19 protein-coding genes are annotated in these 18,311 nt (G+C 65.9%); 15 read left to right on the top strand and 4 right to left on the bottom strand.

Translation table 11 applies throughout. The features are described from left to right. Window positions 1-13: 13 nt before the first annotated feature. Both cheA and cheB read right to left on the bottom strand, forming a co-directional pair. Window positions 14-1,990, bottom strand: coding sequence for a chemotaxis protein CheA (gene cheA, locus V8686_RS13175; protein WP_379704851.1), 1,977 nt, complete (start codon window positions 1,988-1,990; stop codon window positions 14-16). Further along, entirely contained in the window at window positions 1,987-3,063 is a 1,077-nt protein-coding gene (gene cheB, locus V8686_RS13170; RefSeq protein ID WP_379704849.1) for a chemotaxis-specific protein-glutamate methyltransferase CheB, read from the bottom strand. The genes cheA and cheB overlap by 4 nt, the downstream gene beginning before the upstream one ends. A 246-nt stretch (window positions 3,064-3,309) precedes the next feature. Here cheB and V8686_RS13165 point away from each other — a divergent pair, with 246 nt between their 5' ends. Beyond that, window positions 3,310-3,744, top strand: coding sequence for a chemotaxis protein CheW (locus V8686_RS13165; protein WP_379704847.1), 435 nt, complete (start codon window positions 3,310-3,312; stop codon window positions 3,742-3,744). A 264-nt stretch (window positions 3,745-4,008) separates the two neighbouring features. Further along, window positions 4,009-4,608, top strand: a complete 600-nt coding sequence (locus V8686_RS13160) for a HalX domain-containing protein (protein WP_379704845.1) — start codon at window positions 4,009-4,011, stop codon at window positions 4,606-4,608. Here V8686_RS13160 and V8686_RS13155 read toward each other — a convergent pair whose 3' ends face one another. Further along, window positions 4,609-5,037 carry a universal stress protein gene (locus V8686_RS13155; protein WP_379704843.1) on the bottom strand — a complete coding sequence of 143 codons (429 nt, stop codon included), beginning with the start codon at window positions 5,035-5,037 and terminating at the stop codon, window positions 4,609-4,611. A 124-nt stretch (window positions 5,038-5,161) separates the two neighbouring features. Between V8686_RS13155 and V8686_RS13150 the strand changes: the two genes are divergently transcribed. From V8686_RS13150 to V8686_RS13130, 5 genes are all read left to right on the top strand, one after another. Beyond that, window positions 5,162-5,806 (top strand): halocyanin domain-containing protein, encoded by a 645-nt coding sequence (locus V8686_RS13150; RefSeq protein ID WP_379704841.1) that lies wholly within the window; start codon window positions 5,162-5,164, stop codon window positions 5,804-5,806. Window positions 5,807-6,047: 241 nt separating this feature from the next. Then, the gene (locus V8686_RS13145) at window positions 6,048-6,509 is read left to right on the top strand and encodes a universal stress protein (RefSeq protein ID WP_379704839.1); all 462 of its coding nucleotides are present in this window, start codon (window positions 6,048-6,050) and stop codon (window positions 6,507-6,509) included. A gap of 87 nt (window positions 6,510-6,596) precedes the next feature. Further along, on the top strand, window positions 6,597-7,415 hold the full coding sequence (locus V8686_RS13140) for a universal stress protein (protein ID WP_379704837.1): 819 nt from the start codon (window positions 6,597-6,599) through the stop codon (window positions 7,413-7,415). 54 nt (window positions 7,416-7,469) lie between these two features. Next, window positions 7,470-7,988 (top strand): phosphopantetheine adenylyltransferase, encoded by a 519-nt coding sequence (locus V8686_RS13135; RefSeq protein WP_379704835.1) that lies wholly within the window; start codon window positions 7,470-7,472, stop codon window positions 7,986-7,988. 54 nt (window positions 7,989-8,042) lie between these two features. Beyond that, window positions 8,043-8,864 carry an MOSC domain-containing protein gene (locus V8686_RS13130; protein ID WP_379704833.1) on the top strand — a complete coding sequence of 274 codons (822 nt, stop codon included), beginning with the start codon at window positions 8,043-8,045 and terminating at the stop codon, window positions 8,862-8,864. Here V8686_RS13130 and V8686_RS13125 read toward each other — a convergent pair. Further along, window positions 8,782-9,357 carry a carboxymuconolactone decarboxylase family protein gene (locus V8686_RS13125; protein ID WP_379704831.1) on the bottom strand — a complete coding sequence of 192 codons (576 nt, stop codon included), beginning with the start codon at window positions 9,355-9,357 and terminating at the stop codon, window positions 8,782-8,784. The two genes, V8686_RS13130 and V8686_RS13125, sit on opposite strands and share 83 nt — an antisense overlap. Window positions 9,358-9,564: 207 nt before the next feature. Here V8686_RS13125 and V8686_RS13120 point away from each other — a divergent pair, with 207 nt between their 5' ends. From V8686_RS13120 to V8686_RS13085, 8 genes are all read left to right on the top strand, one after another. Continuing rightward, window positions 9,565-10,503, top strand: coding sequence for an LLM class oxidoreductase (locus V8686_RS13120; protein WP_379704829.1), 939 nt, complete (start codon window positions 9,565-9,567; stop codon window positions 10,501-10,503). A 249-nt stretch (window positions 10,504-10,752) separates the two neighbouring features. Then, the gene (locus V8686_RS13115) at window positions 10,753-11,673 is read left to right on the top strand and encodes a sodium:calcium antiporter (protein ID WP_379704827.1); all 921 of its coding nucleotides are present in this window, start codon (window positions 10,753-10,755) and stop codon (window positions 11,671-11,673) included. Between the two features lie 175 nt (window positions 11,674-11,848). Then, a complete protein-coding gene (locus tag V8686_RS13110; protein WP_379704825.1) occupies window positions 11,849-12,529 on the top strand; it encodes an energy-coupling factor ABC transporter permease in 681 nt (226 codons plus the stop codon). Beyond that, on the top strand, window positions 12,529-12,852 hold the full coding sequence (locus V8686_RS13105; protein ID WP_379704823.1) for a cobalamin transport operon protein: 324 nt from the start codon (window positions 12,529-12,531) through the stop codon (window positions 12,850-12,852). Before V8686_RS13110 ends, V8686_RS13105 begins: the two co-directional genes overlap by 1 nt. A gap of 2 nt (window positions 12,853-12,854) precedes the next feature. Then, window positions 12,855-13,667 (top strand): energy-coupling factor transporter transmembrane component T family protein, encoded by an 813-nt coding sequence (locus V8686_RS13100; protein ID WP_379706592.1) that lies wholly within the window; start codon window positions 12,855-12,857, stop codon window positions 13,665-13,667. Next, entirely contained in the window at window positions 13,664-14,539 is an 876-nt protein-coding gene (locus tag V8686_RS13095; RefSeq protein ID WP_379704821.1) for an energy-coupling factor ABC transporter ATP-binding protein, read from the top strand. Before V8686_RS13100 ends, V8686_RS13095 begins: the two co-directional genes overlap by 4 nt. Window positions 14,540-14,843: 304 nt before the next feature. Next, window positions 14,844-16,337 carry a cobyric acid synthase gene (locus V8686_RS13090; protein WP_379704819.1) on the top strand — a complete coding sequence of 498 codons (1,494 nt, stop codon included), beginning with the start codon at window positions 14,844-14,846 and terminating at the stop codon, window positions 16,335-16,337. 250 nt (window positions 16,338-16,587) lie between these two features. After that, a complete protein-coding gene (locus tag V8686_RS13085) occupies window positions 16,588-18,213 on the top strand; it encodes a potassium channel family protein (protein WP_379704817.1) in 1,626 nt (541 codons plus the stop codon). Window positions 18,214-18,311 lie beyond the last annotated feature (98 nt).

Below are 18,311 nucleotides of genomic sequence, written 5' to 3'. Positions count from 1 at the left end.
CGCTGACTCCAAGTCACAGCGTCACCACGTCGAGGATGGGCACGATGTTGCCGTCGCCGAGGACCGCCGTCCCGCTGAGTCCCGGAATCCCGCTGAGGACTCCCTCGAGTGGCTTGACGACCACCTCCTCCTGTTTGTTCACGGCGTCACAGCGAAGCGCGGCACGGCGTTCGGACTTTCGGATGCGGAGCAACATGCCGTGTCCGTTGGTCGTCTCGCCCGGGACGTCCAGTTCGTCCGCCAGGTCGACCACCGGGTAGATGTCGTCGTCGTGTTCGATCATCGGCTCCTCGTTGATCGTCTTGACCTCCGGAATGCGGCTCACCTCGTCGATGTTCTTGATGGGGATGCCGTACTCCTCCTCGCCCACCTCGACGAACAGAACCTTGACGATGGCGACGGTCACCGGGAGTCGCAGGGTGACCGTCGTCCCCTCGCCGTACTCGCTCTCGACGTTCACGGAGCCGTCGAGCTGTTTCACCGTGCTGTGGACGACGTCCATCCCGACGCCGCGGCCGCTCACGTCGGTCACCTCGTCGGCGGTGGAGAAGCCGGGGTGGAAGACCAGATCGTACACCTCCGAGTCCTCCATGGATTCGAGTTCGGCCTCGGACCGGACACCCTTCTCCACCGCCTTCCGTCGGAGTTCGTCTACGTCGAGCCCGCGGCCGTCGTCCTCGACGGTGACGGTGACGTGGTCGCGCTCCCGACTCGCCCGGAGTTCGATGGTCCCCTCCCGGTCCTTGCCGGCCGCCTCCCGCTCTTCGGGGGGTTCGATCCCGTGGTCGACCGCGTTTCGGAGGATGTGCATCAGCGGGTCGCTGATCTCCGTGAGGATGGTGCGGTCGAGTTCGATGTCCTGTCCCTCCATCCGGAAGTCGACGTCTTTCTCCTGATCGCGGGCCAGGTCGCGGACCAGTCGCGGGAACTTGCTGATCACCTTCCGCATCGGGATCAGCCGCATGTCCATCACCGTGTTCTGGAGGTTGCCGGTGATCTTGTCGAGTTCGCCGAGCGTGTCGGTCGCGCTGTCGACGTTGTCGTCGTCGACGGCCCGGCGGAGTTTGATTCGACTGGTGACGAGCTGCTCGACCAACCCGTGCAGGTCGTCGAGTTGGTCCACGTCGACCCGTACGGAGCTGATCTCGCGGGACGAACTGCTGCTGCTACCGCCGCTCGGTCCGTCGGTCGACGCCTCGTCGTCTCCGGTTTCGCCCCCGTCGTCGTCGCCCGCGTCGTCCGTGGCCGTCCCGTCGGGGCCATCCGTCTCGTCCGCGGAGCCGTCCGTTCCGGCCTGTGTGATGTCGGCGTCGTCGATGGCCGAGACCCGATCCAGCGTCGTCCGGAGTTCGTCGGCCGTCGTCGAGCCGACGACGAGGTCGAAGCCGTCGTCGTACTCGCCGTCCTCGATGGCCTCGGGGTCGGGCGTGGCGGACACCAGATCCGCCCCCTCGCGGACTGCTTCGAGGACGAGCATCCCGTCGACACCCTGCATCTCCGACTCCCCGACTTCGACGGCCACCTCGAAGGTGTCGACCTGACCGTCTTCGGACGCGTCGGCGGTCGCGTCCCCGCCGCCGTCGCCCGGCTCGTCGATGTCGGCGCCGGCCGCTCCGTCCTCGATGACGGTCCGGATGTCGTCTTCCAGGTCCGCCGTCTCCACGTCGACGGTGCCGTCCTCGTCGATGGACTCGACGGCGACTTCCAGGCGGTCGACGCCGGCGAAGACCAGGTCCATCACCTCGGGCGTCACCGCCATCTCGCCCTCGCGGAGCTCGTCGAGGAGGTCCTCGATGGCGTGGGAGAGGTCGCTGGCGTCGTCGTACCCCATCGCACCGAAGTTCCCCTTCAGGGTGTGTGCGGTCCGGAAGATGTCGTCCATCGCCTCACGGTCGTCCGGGTCGGACTCCAGGGCCAGCAGCGAGTTGTTCAGATCGGTCAACTGCTCTTCGCTCTCGTGGACGAACGCCTGGACGTACTCTTCAGTCATGCATTAACCTCCAGTTTGATCGCTTCGAGGACGCCGCCGGGGATGTCGCCGGCGGGCAACACCTCGTCGACACAGCCCGTCTCGATCGCTCGCTTGGGCATACCGAAGACGGCCGACGACGACTCGTCCTGTGCGAGGACGTGGCCGCCGGCGTCGTGGATCGCCGCGATCCCGTCGGCACCGTCGGCGCCCATCCCCGTGAGGACGACACCCACCAGCGGGCCGTCGACCGTCTCCGCCGCGGATCGCATCGTCACGTCGGCGGCGGGGCGAACGCCGTGTTCCGGGGGGTCCTCGTTGAGCTTGGTGCGGAGACGGCCGCCGCCGGCCCCCGCGACGACGAGGTGGTTGCCGCCCGGCGCGACGAGCACTTCGCCGCCTCCGATACGGTCGCCGCCGCTGGCTTCCACGACGTCGTACTCGCTCGCGGCGTCGAGACGGTCCGCGAACCGCGAGGTGAACGCGTCCGGCATGTGCTGGACGACCAGCACCCGTAGGTCGGCGTCCCGAGGGAGACTGGAGACGACGCTCTCGACGACGGTTGGGCCACCCGTCGAGGACGCGACGACCACCGTCGCCCCGTCCCGATACTCCCCACCCTCCGACGCGACGCCTCCGGTCGAGCGGTCGGCGGTCCGCCCGGTGGACGTCGCAGAGTTGCCGCTCACGTCGGCCTCGGCGACGGCTTTCACCTTGCGGACGAGTTGGTCTTCCTTGCTCGACATCCGGGTGCTCACCTCGCCGCCGGGTTTGGTGAAGAAGTCGACCGCACCCTTCTCCAGGGCCTCGAACGTCACGTCGGCGCCGTCGGCCGTGTGGGCGCTCAGCATGAGTATGGGCGTCGGACAGTCGGCCATGATCCGCTCGACGGCCTCGAGTCCGTCCACCTCGGGCATCTGGAGGTCCATCGTCACCACGTCCGGTCGGTGCTCGCACACGGCGGTCACGGCCTCGGCACCGTTCGCGGCGGTGTCGACGACCGTCACCCCACCGCCTTCGAGCATATCCGACAGCAGCGTCCGCATGAAGTGGGAGTCGTCGACGACGACCGCCTTCGGCCGTGCTCCACTCATCGCCGACCGACCCCCCCACCGAGTCCTCGGTTCGCCAGCGGTGGCAGGGTCGTCCCGGCGAGTCCCGGGGGGCTTCGTCCCATCATTCGTTGCCCGGACCTTTCCACAGCGGCGAAATAAATACACCGGCACGGTTATCAGCCGGGATAATCTGACCAGTACGCTTAATGGACGATTTCCCGATTGTGTGGGTATGAAAGGGACCAGCGGAAACAGCTCTCGGTCGCGCTGGGTCGGAGGCGAAGCATGAGTGAGGCGGCGGCTCGGTCCCGGACCGTCCAGCTTCTGGAGTTCGAACTGGGGACCGAGACGTACTGTGTCGACATCGCCCACGTCGCCGAAATCGTCGACGTGAACGACCTCACGGTGATTCCCAACTCGGCCCGCCACGTCGAGGGCGTGATGGATCTCCGGGGAAAGACGACGACTATCGTCGACCCGAAGGTCGTGTTCGGCATCGCGGGGGACGGGAATCGCAAACGGATCATCGTATTCGATCAGGAACGCACGACCGACGGGAAGTCCATCGGGTGGATCGTCGACGAGGTGGATCAGGTCGTCGAAGTCGACGAGGACGACGTGGAGTCCTCCCCCGTCGACGAAGACGAGGCCGTCAGGGGTGTCATCAAGCGCGATGGTGATTTCGTCATCTGGGTCCGCCCGACCGTCGTCGATGCGTAGCGGTCGCGCGGTGTCCCCGGCCGCCGACGAAATGGTATCACCGTCGATAACTCGGCCAGTAGATTCATATGTGGACAGCCGGATCGATCAGGTGGAGACCCACCCACGAGGCGGCCGTTCGGCGCCACCTGCGGGGTGTCGCCCCGCCCCGTCGGCCGGGGCGGCGCGCGGCGCGGGAGGATGGGAGCCACGAGCCCCGACGCCGGTCCGTTACGACGCGACCCTCAGTCGACCCTGTGGTCCCTGCCACCAAGGAGCACGAACATGACCACTTCACTCTCGGACGCGACGGTACTCATCGTAGACGACGAGCAGTCCCTCGCGGACCTGTACGCGTACTGGATAGACGAGTTCGCCGAAGCCCGGACCGCCTACGACGGCAACGAGGCACTGGAGATGCTCGACGAGGACGTCGACGTGATGTTGCTCGACCGGCGGATGCCCGGACTTTCGGGTGATGCCGTCGTCGACGCCATCAGCGAGGAGGATTGGGACGTTCGTATCGTCATGGTGACGGCGGTCGATCCGGGGTTCGAAATCGTCGACATGGAGATCGACGACTACCTAGTGAAACCCGTCGATCAACCGGAACTCATGGAGGCCGTCGAGCGGATGATCACGCGGAGTTCCTACGACGACCAGCTCCAGCGGAAATTTCAGCTCGTCGAGAAGAAGGTGACACTGGAGGCGGCGAAGACGCCCCACGAACTCGACGAGAGCGAGGAGTACCAGAAACTCGTCAGCCAACTCGACGCTATCGAGCGCGAACTCGACTCCGCCGTCGAGAACTTCGACGACAGCGACTTCACCGTCGCGTTCAGGGAACTTCCGAGCGGTGGCCCGGTGGATTCGACCGAAGGGTAGTTACCGAACGACCGTCACCGGGACCGGCGACCGACGGACCACCGTCTCGGCGACGCTCCCCAGTAGGACGCGCGTGACGCCTTCTCGACCGTGGCTTCCGATGACGATGCCGTCGACGTCGTTGTTCTCTGCCCACTCTACGATGGCTCGTGACGGCATCCCGATCACCGTCTCGGTCGACACCTCGACTCCCGCCTCCTCGGCTCTCGCCTTCGCGTCTTCGAGGACCTGTTCGGTCCGGTCTTTGGCCGTCTCCTGCAGGTGTTCGAAGGTACTCGGCGCCGCTTCGATCGATCCGTAGCCCACGTCCGTCGGGTCGATCACCGAGAGGAGCGTGATGTCGGCGTCGGGATACTCCTCGAGGGCGAAGGAGAGCGCAGCGTCTGCGGGGTCCGATCCGTCGATGGGGACGAGCAGTCGTTTCGTCATAGCAGGGATTCCGTGCGAGGACACCGTAAGCGTAGGGGTCCGCTCCTCGTCGCTGGGAACGATTGGGAACCGCGGCGCCGAGCGGGATAGTCAGGTTTTCGTAGGATGGCCCGCTACCCCCGGTATGGGAAGTCATCGTTCCGCCTCGCGGCGCGGATTTCTGACTGCTGTCGCGGGTGCCGCGGCGACGGCGGCCGCCGCAGGAACCGCGACGGCGCAGGCGTCGTTCGACGGGTGGATGAGCGACGTAGGCAACTACAGCGAGGTGGCCGACGCGACCGGACAGGACGAGGTGACGATCACGGTCGGTGCCCAGGGCAACGGCGGCGCCTTCGCGTTCGGTCCCCCGGCGGTCCAGATCGATCCCGGGACCACCGTCGTCTGGGAGTGGAACGGCGAGGGCGGCCAGCACAACGTCGTCGCCGAGGAGGGCGCCGACTTCGAGAGTGAACTCACCGCCGACGCCGGGTTCACGTTCGAACAGACCTTCGACTCCGAAGGCACGATCAAGTACTTCTGCCAGCCACACCGCGCCCTCGGCATGAAAGGCGTCCTCGTCGTCGGCTCGATGCCGGACTCCGGCGGCGGTGACGGCGGTGGTGGTGGCGGCGGTGGCGGTGGCGGTGGCGGCGGCGGCGCTCCCGCCGTTCCGGACAGCGCGAAAGCCCTCGCGGTGGCGCTGACGACCGGACTGCTCTCGGTTCTCGCCCTCGCTTACTTCTTCGTCCGCTACGGCGGCGACTACGGCGAAGAGTTCGAGAGCGCCTGATACGGTTCGTCGTAACTGTGTCCCGGTGGTGCTCCGTAGCGTGTCGGTGACTCACCAGTACTGGTCTACGACGATCCGTTCGAACCGGTCGCCCCGATACTCGACGGGTTCGACTCCGGTGACCTCGAAGCGTCCGCAACCGTCGGGTTCGGCCGTGGCCAGCCTTCCCCGTTAGTAGCTTCCGGCACCGCTGGCCGGCGGGAGGGATAGACTGAAGCCCGATGCGGACCCAGACTCCTGCGTGTACGACCGGGTCCTCGTGCCGACGGATGGGAGCGACGCGGCGATGGCCGCCGCAACGAACGCCCTCGACGTCGCGAAGCGGTACGGCGCGACGGTACACGTCCTCTACGTCGTCGACGTCCGAATGAGTCCGATCAGCACCGGGATGGACCGCGAGGAGGTCCTCGACTTGCTCGAACTGTCGGATCGGCATCCTACGGCCTCGGTCCGCGCCCGGGCCGAGGCGGCGGGCGTGCCCGTCGTCGAGGCGGTCCGACTCGGCGTGCCTCACGAGACGATCCGCGCCTACGTCGCCGAAAACGACGTCGACCTCGTCGTGATGGGGACCCACGGCCGTACCGGACTGGCACACGCCCTCCTCGGCAGCGTTACCGAACGCGTCCTCCGCTCCGTCGACGTCCCCGTTTTGACCGTCCGCAGCGGGGCCGGACCGCCCCCGGAGAGCGACACCGACGAGTAGCCACATCCCACCACCGACCCGCGCGTTATCACGCCGTGGGAACGAATACCGCAGTATATATTTTCAAGCTGACAATACGCTCCCGTCATGTACCGGATACTCGTTCCCGTCGACCGCGACGAGAGTCGGGCCGCCCATCAGGCGAGCTACGTCGCACGGTTTCCGAACGCGGCGGAGTCACTGGACGTGACGGTGCTTCACGTCGTGCCGCCGGATCGGTTCTCGACGGCCGACGACGTCGCCTTCGCGGACAACGGGGCGGCCGTCACCGCGGCCGATCACGTGGAGGCGGCGGGCATCCAGACGACGCGGCTCGTCGCCGACGGCGGCGTCGCCCAGGAAATCGTTCGGACCGCCGACGACATCGATGCCGACGAAATCGTCGCGGGCGGTCGCAAACGCTCGGGGATGACGGGCGTCTTGTTGGGGAGTACCGTCCACGACCTGATGGTCTCGGCCGACCGTCCGGTCACGCTGACCGGCGCGAACAGCGTCCTCGGCGAGGGTACGCGGGAGGTGTTGGTGCCGGTCGACCGCAACGCGGACCGCGCACGCCGGCAGGCGGAGTACGTCGCCGACCTTCCCGGGGCCGAGACGTCGGTGTCGGCGACGGTGTTCTACGTCTTCCGACATCAGGACTACCAGGGGGCACCGGACCACGCCTTCGACGACGTCGAGGCGGCCGTCGAGACGGCCGATTACCTCGAGTCCATGGGCGTCTCCGTCGACCGCGTCGCGGTAGGTGGTGAAGTGACACGGAAGATAATCGGCGCCGCCGGGGACCGCGACGTCGACGGCATCGTGATGGGTGGCCGGAAGCGGTCGGGCGTGGCGAAGGTCCTCCTCGGCAGTACGGTCCAGGACGTCATGCTCTCGGCGTCGCGGCCGGTCACACTCACCGGGTGACGGAGAGCGAGGCCCACCCCCATCTACTCGGGGCTGGCGACGGTACGGGTAGGTATGACACGATCCGATCGCGTCGTGATCCTCGGTGGCACGTTCACACCGGTCCACAACGGTCACCGCGCCCTCCTGCACCACGCCTTCCAGACGGCAAGCCACGACGGCGACGGTGACGGCCACGTCGTCGTCGGTCTCACCTCTCCCGACCTGGCGACGGAGACGCGCGGCGACCCGTCCCACGCGGAGTTGCTCGGGTCGTTCTCGGCCCGTCGGGACGCCCTCGGCGCCGAACTCGACCGAATCCGCGACGCCTACAGCGCGACCTGTGAGATCATCCGGCTGGAGGACACCGGCGGCCCGGCTTCGCGTCGGGAAGATATCGACGCTCTCGTCACGTCACCGGAGGCGAAGGCCCAGCGTCGCGCCTACGAGATCAACCAGCACCGCGTCGACAAGGGGCTGCAGCCGCTCGAAATCCATACCCCGCCGTTCATCGTCGACGAGGAAGGCAACCGCATCAGCAGCACGCGAATCCGAAACGGTGAAATCGACGTCCACGGTCGGCTCCTCGATTGAGTGAGGTGTGTCGTCGACGAAGGCTTATGTTATCAGACCGATAATTGCTGCTCAATGGCTTACGTCGAGAGTCTCTGGGTGTATCCGATCAAGGGCTTCGACCGGATGGCCGTCGAGTCGATCAGCATCAACGACGCGGGAACGTTCTCGGGGGATCGGGAGTACGCGCTCCTCGATCCGGCCGAGGACACCGTCATCGAGGACCGGTTCGACGCCGTCGGCAAGACGTTCAACGGGAAGGAGATCGACCACACAAACGAGATCACTACGGAGTTCGACCCCGAGACGACAGTCCTCACGATCCGGTCGAACGAGACCGGCGAGACGTTCCGCTTCGACCTGACGACGGACCGCGACGAGGCGAGCGAGTGGTTCAGCGATTTCGTCGGCGAACCGGTCGAACTCCACCGCCGGGAGCCACCGTCATTCATCGACCGACCGAAGCTCGGGCCCTCGGTCCTCAGCACGGGGACTCTGGAGGAAGTCGCGTCCTGGTTCGACGAGATGACCGTCGAGGGAGCACGCCGCCGCCTGCGGCCGAACGTCGAAATCGGCGGTGTCCCCGCGTTCTGGGAGGACCGGTTCCTCGGTTCGACCCCGTCGGGGTTCGAGGTCGGTGGCATCCGATTCGAGGGGGCGGAGGCCTGTGCGCGCTGTGTCGTTCCGTCGCGGGATCCCGAAACCGGCGAGCCCATCGCCGACTTCCAGGAGCGGTTCGCGCGGCGCAGAGAGGAGACGCTTCCGGACTGGGCGCCCCGACGCGAGTTCGAGCACTTCTTTACTGTCATGCTGATCACGCGCATTCCGGACGGGCACGCGGGCGAGACGCTCGCCGTCGGCGACGAGGTGCGGGTCGGCGACGAACTGGAGGCGTAGAGCGGTCCGAGTCGTCGACGCCCGTCTCACTCGTCCGCGGCGGATCCGTCAGCGGGTACGATACCTCGTCCGGGTACTGGTCGTCGGTCGGCTGGAGCCGCAACGCGGTACAGAACCGGTCGCGACCGACTTCGAGGGCGGCACACAGCAGCAGTTCGACGACTGCTTGCTCGGTGAACTCCTCGCGGAGGGCCACGAACCGCTCGTCCGTGATTCCGTGGGCATCCCGGCCTATCCCCTCGGCGAGGGAGACGGCGAGATACTCCCGGCGGGTGAGTCCGTCGGGGTCGACCTCTCCGAACACGAACTCCTCTTTGGCCGCGACGGCCTCGCGCACGTCGAGGGTTCTGACGGTCGCACAGTAGCCACACTGGTGGATGTCGGCGACCTTGAGCCGCATCAATTCGAGCAGTTCCGCGTCGACGCGTGCCCCCCGGCCGAACGTCTCCAACGTCTCGACGATGGCCCGAAAGACCGGCGGACAGTTGGCCATCGCGCCGAAGAAGGCCGCGTCGCCGTACTACCGCTCCTCCGCCTCTTCGAGTCGTTTGCGTGCCGGTTCCTCTTCTACCTCCGACGGCCGAACGCCCGTGGGTCGTGATGTCGTCCCTCGTGACTAGTCCGCGCGGACGGCAGACACGTTTCGCCGCGGGTCCTCGGGATCCGAGGGCAGATGTGTCTCGAACGACAACGGTCGTCGATGACCGAGTTGGCGTGTGCAAATGCTGGGTATCGGCGGCTGTTCGAACCCGACCGACTCTCCGTCGGGATCAGTTTTCCACTCACCGGCGAACGGGAGTCGACGCCGGTCGTCGAGGACGAACTTCGACTCGCGAGCCACGCCGAGTCGGTCGGGTTCGACGGCCTCTGGGCACGCGACGTCCCGACGTACTGGCCGCGTTTCGGCGATGCCGGCGGGGCGTTCGATACGTGGCCCCTGCTCTCTCACGTGGCTGCCCTGACGGACGACGTCGCCCTCGGCACTGCGAGCGCCGTCCTCCCCTTGCGACACCCGATCCACGTCGCGAAATCCGCTGCGACCGTCGACCGACTCTCCGACGGTCGACTCGTACTCGGCGTCGCCTCCGGCGACCGTGATCCGGAGTATCCGGCGTTCGGCGTCGATCCGGACGAACGGGGGACGACGGTTCGTGAGAGCGTCGACGCGCTTCGAACCCTCTGGCAGGAGGAGTATCCGACGCTCGACGGCTCGTGGGGCCGACTCGACGGTGACCTGGACGTCCTCCCCAAACCGACGACGGACACGCTTCCACTCCTCCCCACCGGTCACGCCCGGCAGTCCATCGAGTGGATCGCCGAGCATGGCGACGGCTGGCTGTTCTACCACCTTCCTGACGACACGCTCCGGAGCTATCTGGACGAGTGGCGAACTCTCGCGGACGACAAGCCGTTCGTGATCGCCGTTCGAGTCGCTCTCGCGGACGATCCGACCGCAGACCCCGAACACCTCCATCTCGGCTACCGCGCTGGCGTCGACTGGTTCCGACGCTACTTCCGACGACTGGAGGACTACGGCCTCGACCACGTCATCGTCAGCTTGCAGGCCGACGAACCGAAACGAGCGATGACGACGTTCGCCACCGAGGTTCTCGACGAACTCCGAGACGGATCGGTGTAACTGTGCCCCGGCCGTCGCCGAATATGGTTCACACCAGTCCGCCGAGCCCCGAGGCGTTTCGGACGTGCCGGCGAACGGACTCCGATCCGAATCGCCTCGCGACGTCGTTGCTCGTCCGATCGTCGGAGTGGCTGCGGTCGGGCGTGCACGCGGTTACAGACGCTATTTCTCCGTCGAGCGGGGCGCCGACCGCATCGTGACAGAGGGCGACCACTTTTTACTCGTCCCCGGACGTCTGTCCGCCATGAGATGATCCTCGAGGGTGCCGGGTTCCTGGTCGGCCTGACGCTTCTCCTGATCGGTGCCGACCGAACCGTCGACGCAGCGGCCGAACTGGCGCTATACTACGGGCTTTCTGCGTTCTTCATCGGCGTCACGATCATCTCTATCGGGACCTCGATTCCCGAGATGACCACGTCCGTCTTCTCCGCTCTCTATGGTGCCGGCGACCTTCTGGTGGGAAACATCGTCGGTTCGGAGACCGCACAGATTACGTTGGCTATCGGTATCGTCGCGCTCATATCGCGCATTGAGGCCGAACGCCGGAACGTCCTCGTCTACGGTGGGGCGATGATCCTCGCGATGGTGATCATGATTCTCGTCCTCGAAGACGGTGAGATCGTCCGTTCGGAGGGGTTTCTCATGATGCTCGCGTACGTCGCCTTCATCCACGACCTCTACTCGCACGAGGGTGGTGAGGAGATCACCGAAGAAGTGGTCGAGGAGAGAGCACCTCCTCGGGAAGCGATTCCCTGGATCGTCGCCGGAATTGCGTTGGTGGTCCTCGGCGGTCACCTCATGGTGACTAACGGCGTCGCCGTCGCCCGTACCGTCGGAATTCCCGAATTTCTCGTCGGCATTCTAACGGGGTTGGGAACCACTGCCCCCGAAATAGCGGTCGCGGGACTCGCGGCGAAGCGGGGCGAGGCGGGTATCTCGATCGGGTCGCTACTCGGGAGCAACATTACCGACCCCGTCTTTTCGCTAGGGATCGGTGCCCTGGTCGCCGACGTAACTGTCACCGATCCCCGATCCGTACTCGTCGCCACCGGGTACATGCTCGCCGTTTCGATCGCAGTCCTCGGCCTCATGTACTGGCAGCGAGGCATCGACCGCAGGGGTGCGTTGGTCTGTCTCCTCCTCTATCTGCCGGGATTCGTTCTGTTCTGACTACGCTCCCGTCTCACGGTCGGGCCTCGGACAGCCGACCGAACCGCTCGCCGGCAGGGTGTCAGAACCTCAACCAGACTCCGCGTTGACACACCAACCGAGTCGACAGGAGTTATTATCTGAACTGGTCCAATAAAGTAAGATTATTATAATCGACCGTAGTGTTGTTAATCACATGGCGCACATTCACCTCGGAGAGGGGTCGTTCCCGCTGTGGGCACTGGTGGTCTGGACGCTGCTCGGTATCGGGCTGATTAGCCTGATCGTCTACCGGGTCCGGAAAGGCGGTATCAAAACACACCAGATCGCGCTCGCGGGCATCGGCGCGGCCGCGAGCTTTGCGATCTTCCAGCTTAACATCCCGGTTTGGGGTGGCATCCACATGAACCTCACCGGTCTCGTGGGTGTTCTCGCTGGCCCGCTGCTCGGGGCGCTCATCGCGCTGGTCGTGAACATCTTCTCGGCGGCCCTCGGTCACGGTGCAGTCGGTCTACTCGGGGCGAACACGCTCGTAAACGCCACCGAAGCCATCGTCGCCTACTACGCGTTCAAGACGCTGCTGGGTATGGACTGGGACGTCTTCCCCGCTGGCGCGAGCGCTGCGACACTCGGCCTCTCGGCAGGGGCATTCCTGATGGGTGCGATCATCGTGATCAGCGGTGTGAACGGGAGCGCACTGCCGCGTGGTGATCTGACGATTGCCGTCGCTGGCCTCGTGGGCCTCAACCTCGGTGTCGCCGTCATCGAAGGCATGCTGACGGGCTTCATCGTCCAGTTCCTCGCGTCCGTTCGCCCCGACCTCGTTGGGCTTGTCGACCGTGACGCCCGAGACGGAACGACCGGGGTGACGGCTTGATGCAGCGCTGGAAGCAGTACGGCTGGCTCGTCGGTCTGCTCGCGACCTGTTTCGCCGCCGGCCTGTGGGGCTTTACTTCGACTGGTGGCGCACTCCCGTGGGCCAAACGCTCCGCACAGGCACTCGGGCGCGGCGTGCAGGACGGCGGCGGCGCGCTCGTCGACTTCGGCCGCGGCATCGTCGTCGCCGGCCCCATTCGTAATGGCGGACTGATGCTGGAGTTCGGAGGGCTTGTCGTCCTGCTGGTCGCGCTCGGTATCGGCCTGTATGTCTACGTCGACCGCTACGGTGGCTTCGACGAGGAAGAACGCACTGCACGATGACCGTGACGACACTTTCGAACCACGTTCCGGACCCGCGGCTCATCACGGCGTTCTCCGAGCGTGGGGACGGGCCGCTGCACCGCGTCAATCCCTGGACGAAAGTCGGAGTCGTCGGCGCACTTGTCCTCGCCGTCACGGTGTTCGACCGACTCGGGCTCTTGGTCGGACTGTACGGGGTCGTACTGGGCGTGTACGGACTCGCGGGGCTACCCTTCCGACGGCTAGCTGGCTGGTACACGCTCCCGATGCTGTTCATCGTCTCGGTCGCCGGACCGCTAGCGGTCCTCGAACCGGGGACGCCGATCGGTGGTATCCTCGTGACACCGCTCGGTGAGTTCTCGGTCACGTGGACGGGTCTCGTACTCTTCGGCGAGCTCTCCTGTCGGTCACTCACGGTCGTCACGTTCACCCTCACGGCGTCGATGACCACGAAATATGCCGACGTGGCGTACGTGCTCGGGCGATTGCTCCCTCGGCCGATCGACCAGATCGCGCTGCTGACCTATCGGTTTACGTTCATCATGATCGAGGCGCTGGAGGAACTGGTGAAAGCCGCGCTCTCCCGGGGGGCGAACTTCTCGGAATTTTGGTCGAACAAACAGCTGTACGCAAGAATCCTCGGGATGACGATGCTATCGGCAATCGAGCAGTCCGACCGGCTCGTCAAGTCCATGGAAGCCCGCGGCTACGACGGGTACCTCACGCTGTACGGCGACGTCTCGCGACCACCCATCCACGAACTGTGCGTCGTCGTCGGCTCGTACGTCGCCGTTGTCGGGTACGCAGCGGTCACAATCTACGGAGCGGGACTATGAGCCGGGACGGGGCTCCGCTCGTCGACCTCCGGTGTGAATCCCACACGTATCCCGACGGAACGGTGGGAATGCACGACATCGAGTTCAGCGTCTACCCCGACGAATCCATCGCGCTCGTCGGAGGCAACGGTGCGGGGAAATCGACGCTCCTCGAACATTTGAACGCGACGCTCGTTCCCGACGACGGCGAACTGGTCGTCGACGGCACGCCGATCACCGAAGACACCAAGGCGTACGCTCGGAAGGCAGTCGGATTCGTCTTCCAGGACGCCGACACGCAACTCGTCGCACCCACGGTCCTCGACGACGTGATGTTCGGTCTCCAGAACTACGGCGTGCCCGGCGACGAAGCGAACCAGCGCGCTCGCGAGGCGCTCGCGGCGGTCGACGCGAGCCACCTCGAAGGCCGGATTCCGCATCACCTGAGCGGCGGAGAGAAACGCCTCGTCGGCCTCGCCGGCGTGCTCGTCCTCGACCCGAGTGTCGTCGTGCTGGACGAACCGCTCGCGGGTCTCGACCCCGAGCGGGCCCAACTGGTCGCCGACCGTATCCAACGGGTTCACGACGAGGGAATCAGCGTAGTCTTCTCGACACACGACCTCGACTTCGCCGCCGAGGTCGCTGATCGTGTCTACGTAATGGCCGATGGCAACGTCATCGGGAGTGGCACGCCGCGAGAAGTGTTCTACGACGATGGGCTGTTGGACGAAGCGAACCTTCACCCCCCAAGTGCAGTTCGTGTGGCTCGCGATGTGGGGATCGGTGCGATCGCACAGCCAGTAACGGAGACGGACCTCGTGTCGCTCCTCACAGACACTGGTGATTCGAAAACCGTACAGACTCCCTCGATCGATGACCGCGGACGCGACTGACTGGCTTCCCCGCGCCACCTCTCCAACGATCCGGGACGGTTGTCCCCCGGTACGCGTGGGTGGTCGTCGGGAGCAACCTACGTCGTGTTCGCGACACGTGACGTTCGCCACGAGCGTCCTACTGCTACAACTGGATTGAAGGTACTGCAAACAGCACTTGTGTGCCGATGGACGACGACACCGCTCGCGGGTCGGCACGGTCGGGAGATCCGTCGACGTCACCTCGACCGAACGCTCGACACCTACGCCACCGACACCCCGAGAGCGGGGCCGTCGACGCGTCCGTGGGGCGTGCGGCGGAGAGATGACGCGGACGCTACTCGTCGCCGGCACCGCGAGCCACGTCGGCAAGAGTACGGTAGCGGCCGGTCTCTGTCGCCATCTCGCCGACCGCGGCGTCGACGTCGTCCCGTTCAAGGGCCAGAACATGAGTAACAACGCTCGCGTCGTCCTCGCCGCCGGAGAGACGGACGCCGACTGGGGCGAAATCGGCATCTCGCAGTACGTGCAAGCTCAGGCCGCGCGGGTGACGCCGACGACGGACTCGAATCCCGTCTTGCTCAAACCCCGGGGCGACGGCGAGAGTCAGATCGTGATTCAGGGCGAGGCGGTGGGGCACGCTCGGGCGGGCGAGTACTACGAGAACCACTGGGAGCGCGTCCGCGACGCCGCCGAAGAGTCCTACCGTCGACTCGCCGAGTCCCACGACGTCGTCGTCGCGGAGGGGGCGGGGAGCATCGCGGAACCGAACCTCAGCCACCGGGATCTGGCGAACGTCGAGACGGCACGCTTCGCCGATGCGGACGTCCTGCTCGTCGCGGACATCGAACGCGGCGGTGCGTTCGCCAGCATCGTCGGTACGCTCGAACTCGCCCCGGACGACATCACGGACCGTATCGTCGGCGTCGTCATCACGAAGTTCCGGGGTGACCGGTCCATCCTCGACCCGGCCATCGAAGACGTGGAAGAACGGACGGACGTGCCAGTCCTGGGCGTTCTCCCCCACGACGACCCCGGTCTCCCGGCGGAGGACAGCGTCTCGCTCCCCGAGGAGGGTGTCCGTGGCGGCGACGACGTCCCCCCCAACCGGACGGTCACCGTCGGCGTCCCTCGCCTCCCGCGCGTGTCGAATTTCACCGACCTCGAACCGCTGGCCCGCGTCCCGGGCGTCCGCGTCACGTACCGTCCACTCTCGGCGTCGCTCGCGGACGTCGACGCCGTCGTCGTTCCCGGGACGAAAAACACCGTGGACGACTTGCTCGCGCTTCGCGAGGCTGGATTCGACGAGGAACTCGTCGCCTTCGACGGTCCAGTCGTCGGCATCTGCGGCGGCTACCAGATGCTCGGCGACCGCATCGGAAACGCTCACGTCGAGGGAACCGACGACCGGCAAGTGGTCGACGGCCTCGGACGGCTACCCGTGGAGACGACGTTCACCACCGACAAGCGCGTCGAAGCAGTGACCTGGGACGTGTCGGGGTCGGGGTCGGGGCCGCTGGCCGGTGCCAGTGGCGACGTCTCCGGCTACGAGATTCACGTGGGCGACACCCACGCCACGGAGCCGGTCGACCGACCGGTCGGTCCCGAGAGCGCCGCCGTCGGGGACGTCGCGGGGACGTACCTCCACGGTCTCTTCGAGAACCGAACGGTACGCGAGGCGTTCGTCGACGCCGTCTACGACTCGGCCGATCGGACGCGACCCGATCGCAGGGGTGACCGAGAGAACCCCTACGGCGCGGCCGCGACGCTCGTTCGGGAGTGTGTGGATCTCTCTGCGATCCCGTCCGCTGGACAGTAGTTCCCGTTGGACCTGTGTGCGCGGCCGATCGACGAACGACCGTCGATCGGTCGTGCAATGGGTTCCGGAGGCCCCTATCGCTCACCGGCTACGACGCGTACCGTTCCCGTGGATGCAGGACACCGTGGGCAGTGTCGCGGAGTAGTGCGGTCACGCGACTCGTGTCCCGACACCCCGCTCCGGATCCGTGGCCGTCGATGATCGTCATCGAGGGTGTCTCTTATGATCCTGACTCCTGATGACGGATAGTATGGATCGGCGGACACGTCTCACCGTCTACTATCTCGCTCTAGTCATCAGCGTGCTCTCCGGATTCGTGGTCCTGTACAACTACGGGATGGCCACGTGGGAAGGTCGCCCGCAGCCGTTGTACCGCTCGATCGAAGCCGTCGTTCAGACGGTCACCACCGTCGGGTACGGCGGGGACGCTCCCTGGTCGAGCCCACAGATGAACTATCTCGTCTCTCTCATGGCGCTTTCGGGACTCGTCCTCATCTTCGCAGCACTCCCGGTACTCGTCGTCCCGCTCTTCGAAGACGCGTTCAGGTCCAGTGCCCCCTCCTCGGTTCGCGGGATCGACGACCACGTCGTCCTCTGTAACTACGGGGCTCGGGAGGAGGTCCTCATCGACGAACTCACCGAACGCGGCGTCGAGTACGTCGTCGTCGAGAGCGATCGGGAGGTAGCGAACGATCTCTACACGTCGGGGTATACGGTGATGTTCGGGGATCCCGAGTCGGACGCGGCGCTCCGGCGCGCCCGGCTGGAGTACGCCACTGCCCTGATCGCGAACGTCGACGACGAAACGAACCCGAGCGTCCTCCTCTCCGCCCGGGCAGTCAACCCCGACGTGCGGACGGTCAGCCTGACCGAGGACCCGAACACTGCGGACTATCACCGGTACGCGGGGGCCGACGACGTACTCTCGCCCAAACAGATACTGGGTGAACAGCTCGCGGGCAAAGCGGTCGGTTCGTTCGATCCGGAGGCCATCGAAGCAATCGAAATCGAGGAGGACTTCGACATCGCGGAGTTCCCCCTCCAGAACGGGAGCGAGCTGATCGGACGGACTCTCGGGGAGAGCGACATCTTCGAGCGAACGGGAGCGGCCGTCATCGGGGTGTGGTTCCGTGGGGATTTCCAGAGTCCCCCGCAGCCCGACGCCCGATTCGACGCCCGGAGCGTCCTCGTTGCGACTGGTGGTGAGGCGGCACTCGACCGACTGAAGGCGATGACGCTCTCCGAAGGACGGCACCGACGGGGGGACGTCGTCGTCGCGGGAATGGGCGTCGTCGGCCGGACCGTCACGTCCGTGCTCTCGGGGGCCGGGATCGAGTACACGACGATCGACCCCGCGGAACGCTCGACTGTCGACGTGGTCGGCGATGCGACCGAACGAGAGGCCCTCCGGAAGGCGGGTATTATGAACGCCGGGACCGTCGTGCTCGCGTTGCCGGACGATACGACCGCCATCTTCGCGACGTTCGCCATTCGCGAACTGAATCCCCGGATCGAAATCATCGCCCGGGCGAACGAGCAGGAGAACGTCTCGAAACTGTATCGCGCCGGTGCGGACTACGTGCTCTCGCTTGCGGCCGTCAGCGGGCGAATGCTCGCGTCGATCGTCCTCGACGAGGAGATCCTCTCCCCAGGCACGCAACTGAAACTCGTCCGGACGACGGCCCCGGGCGCTGTCGGCGAATCGCTCGCCGGTGCGGACATCCGCAATCGGACTGGCTGCACCGTGGTCGCCGCCGAGCGAAACGGTAACGTCGTCACCAATCCGGAAGCGTCGTTCGTGATCGAAGCCGGGGACGAACTCGTGGTTGCCGGGACTGACGAAAGCATCAGCCGGTTTCAGGCGGCGTTCGTCTGAGGGCTCTCCAGTCGGCCGACGATGAACAGCGGTGCGATCGCGACGAGCGTTCCGGACACACCGTTTCGGGTACGCTCGTTCGCCGTCGGCCCGTCCCA

Origin of the sequence: Haloplanus litoreus (assembly GCF_045690335.1) — an archaeon.
GTDB lineage: Archaea > Halobacteriota > Halobacteria > Halobacteriales > Haloferacaceae > Haloplanus > Haloplanus litoreus.
This window is presented reverse-complemented; position numbering and strand designations above follow the sequence as displayed.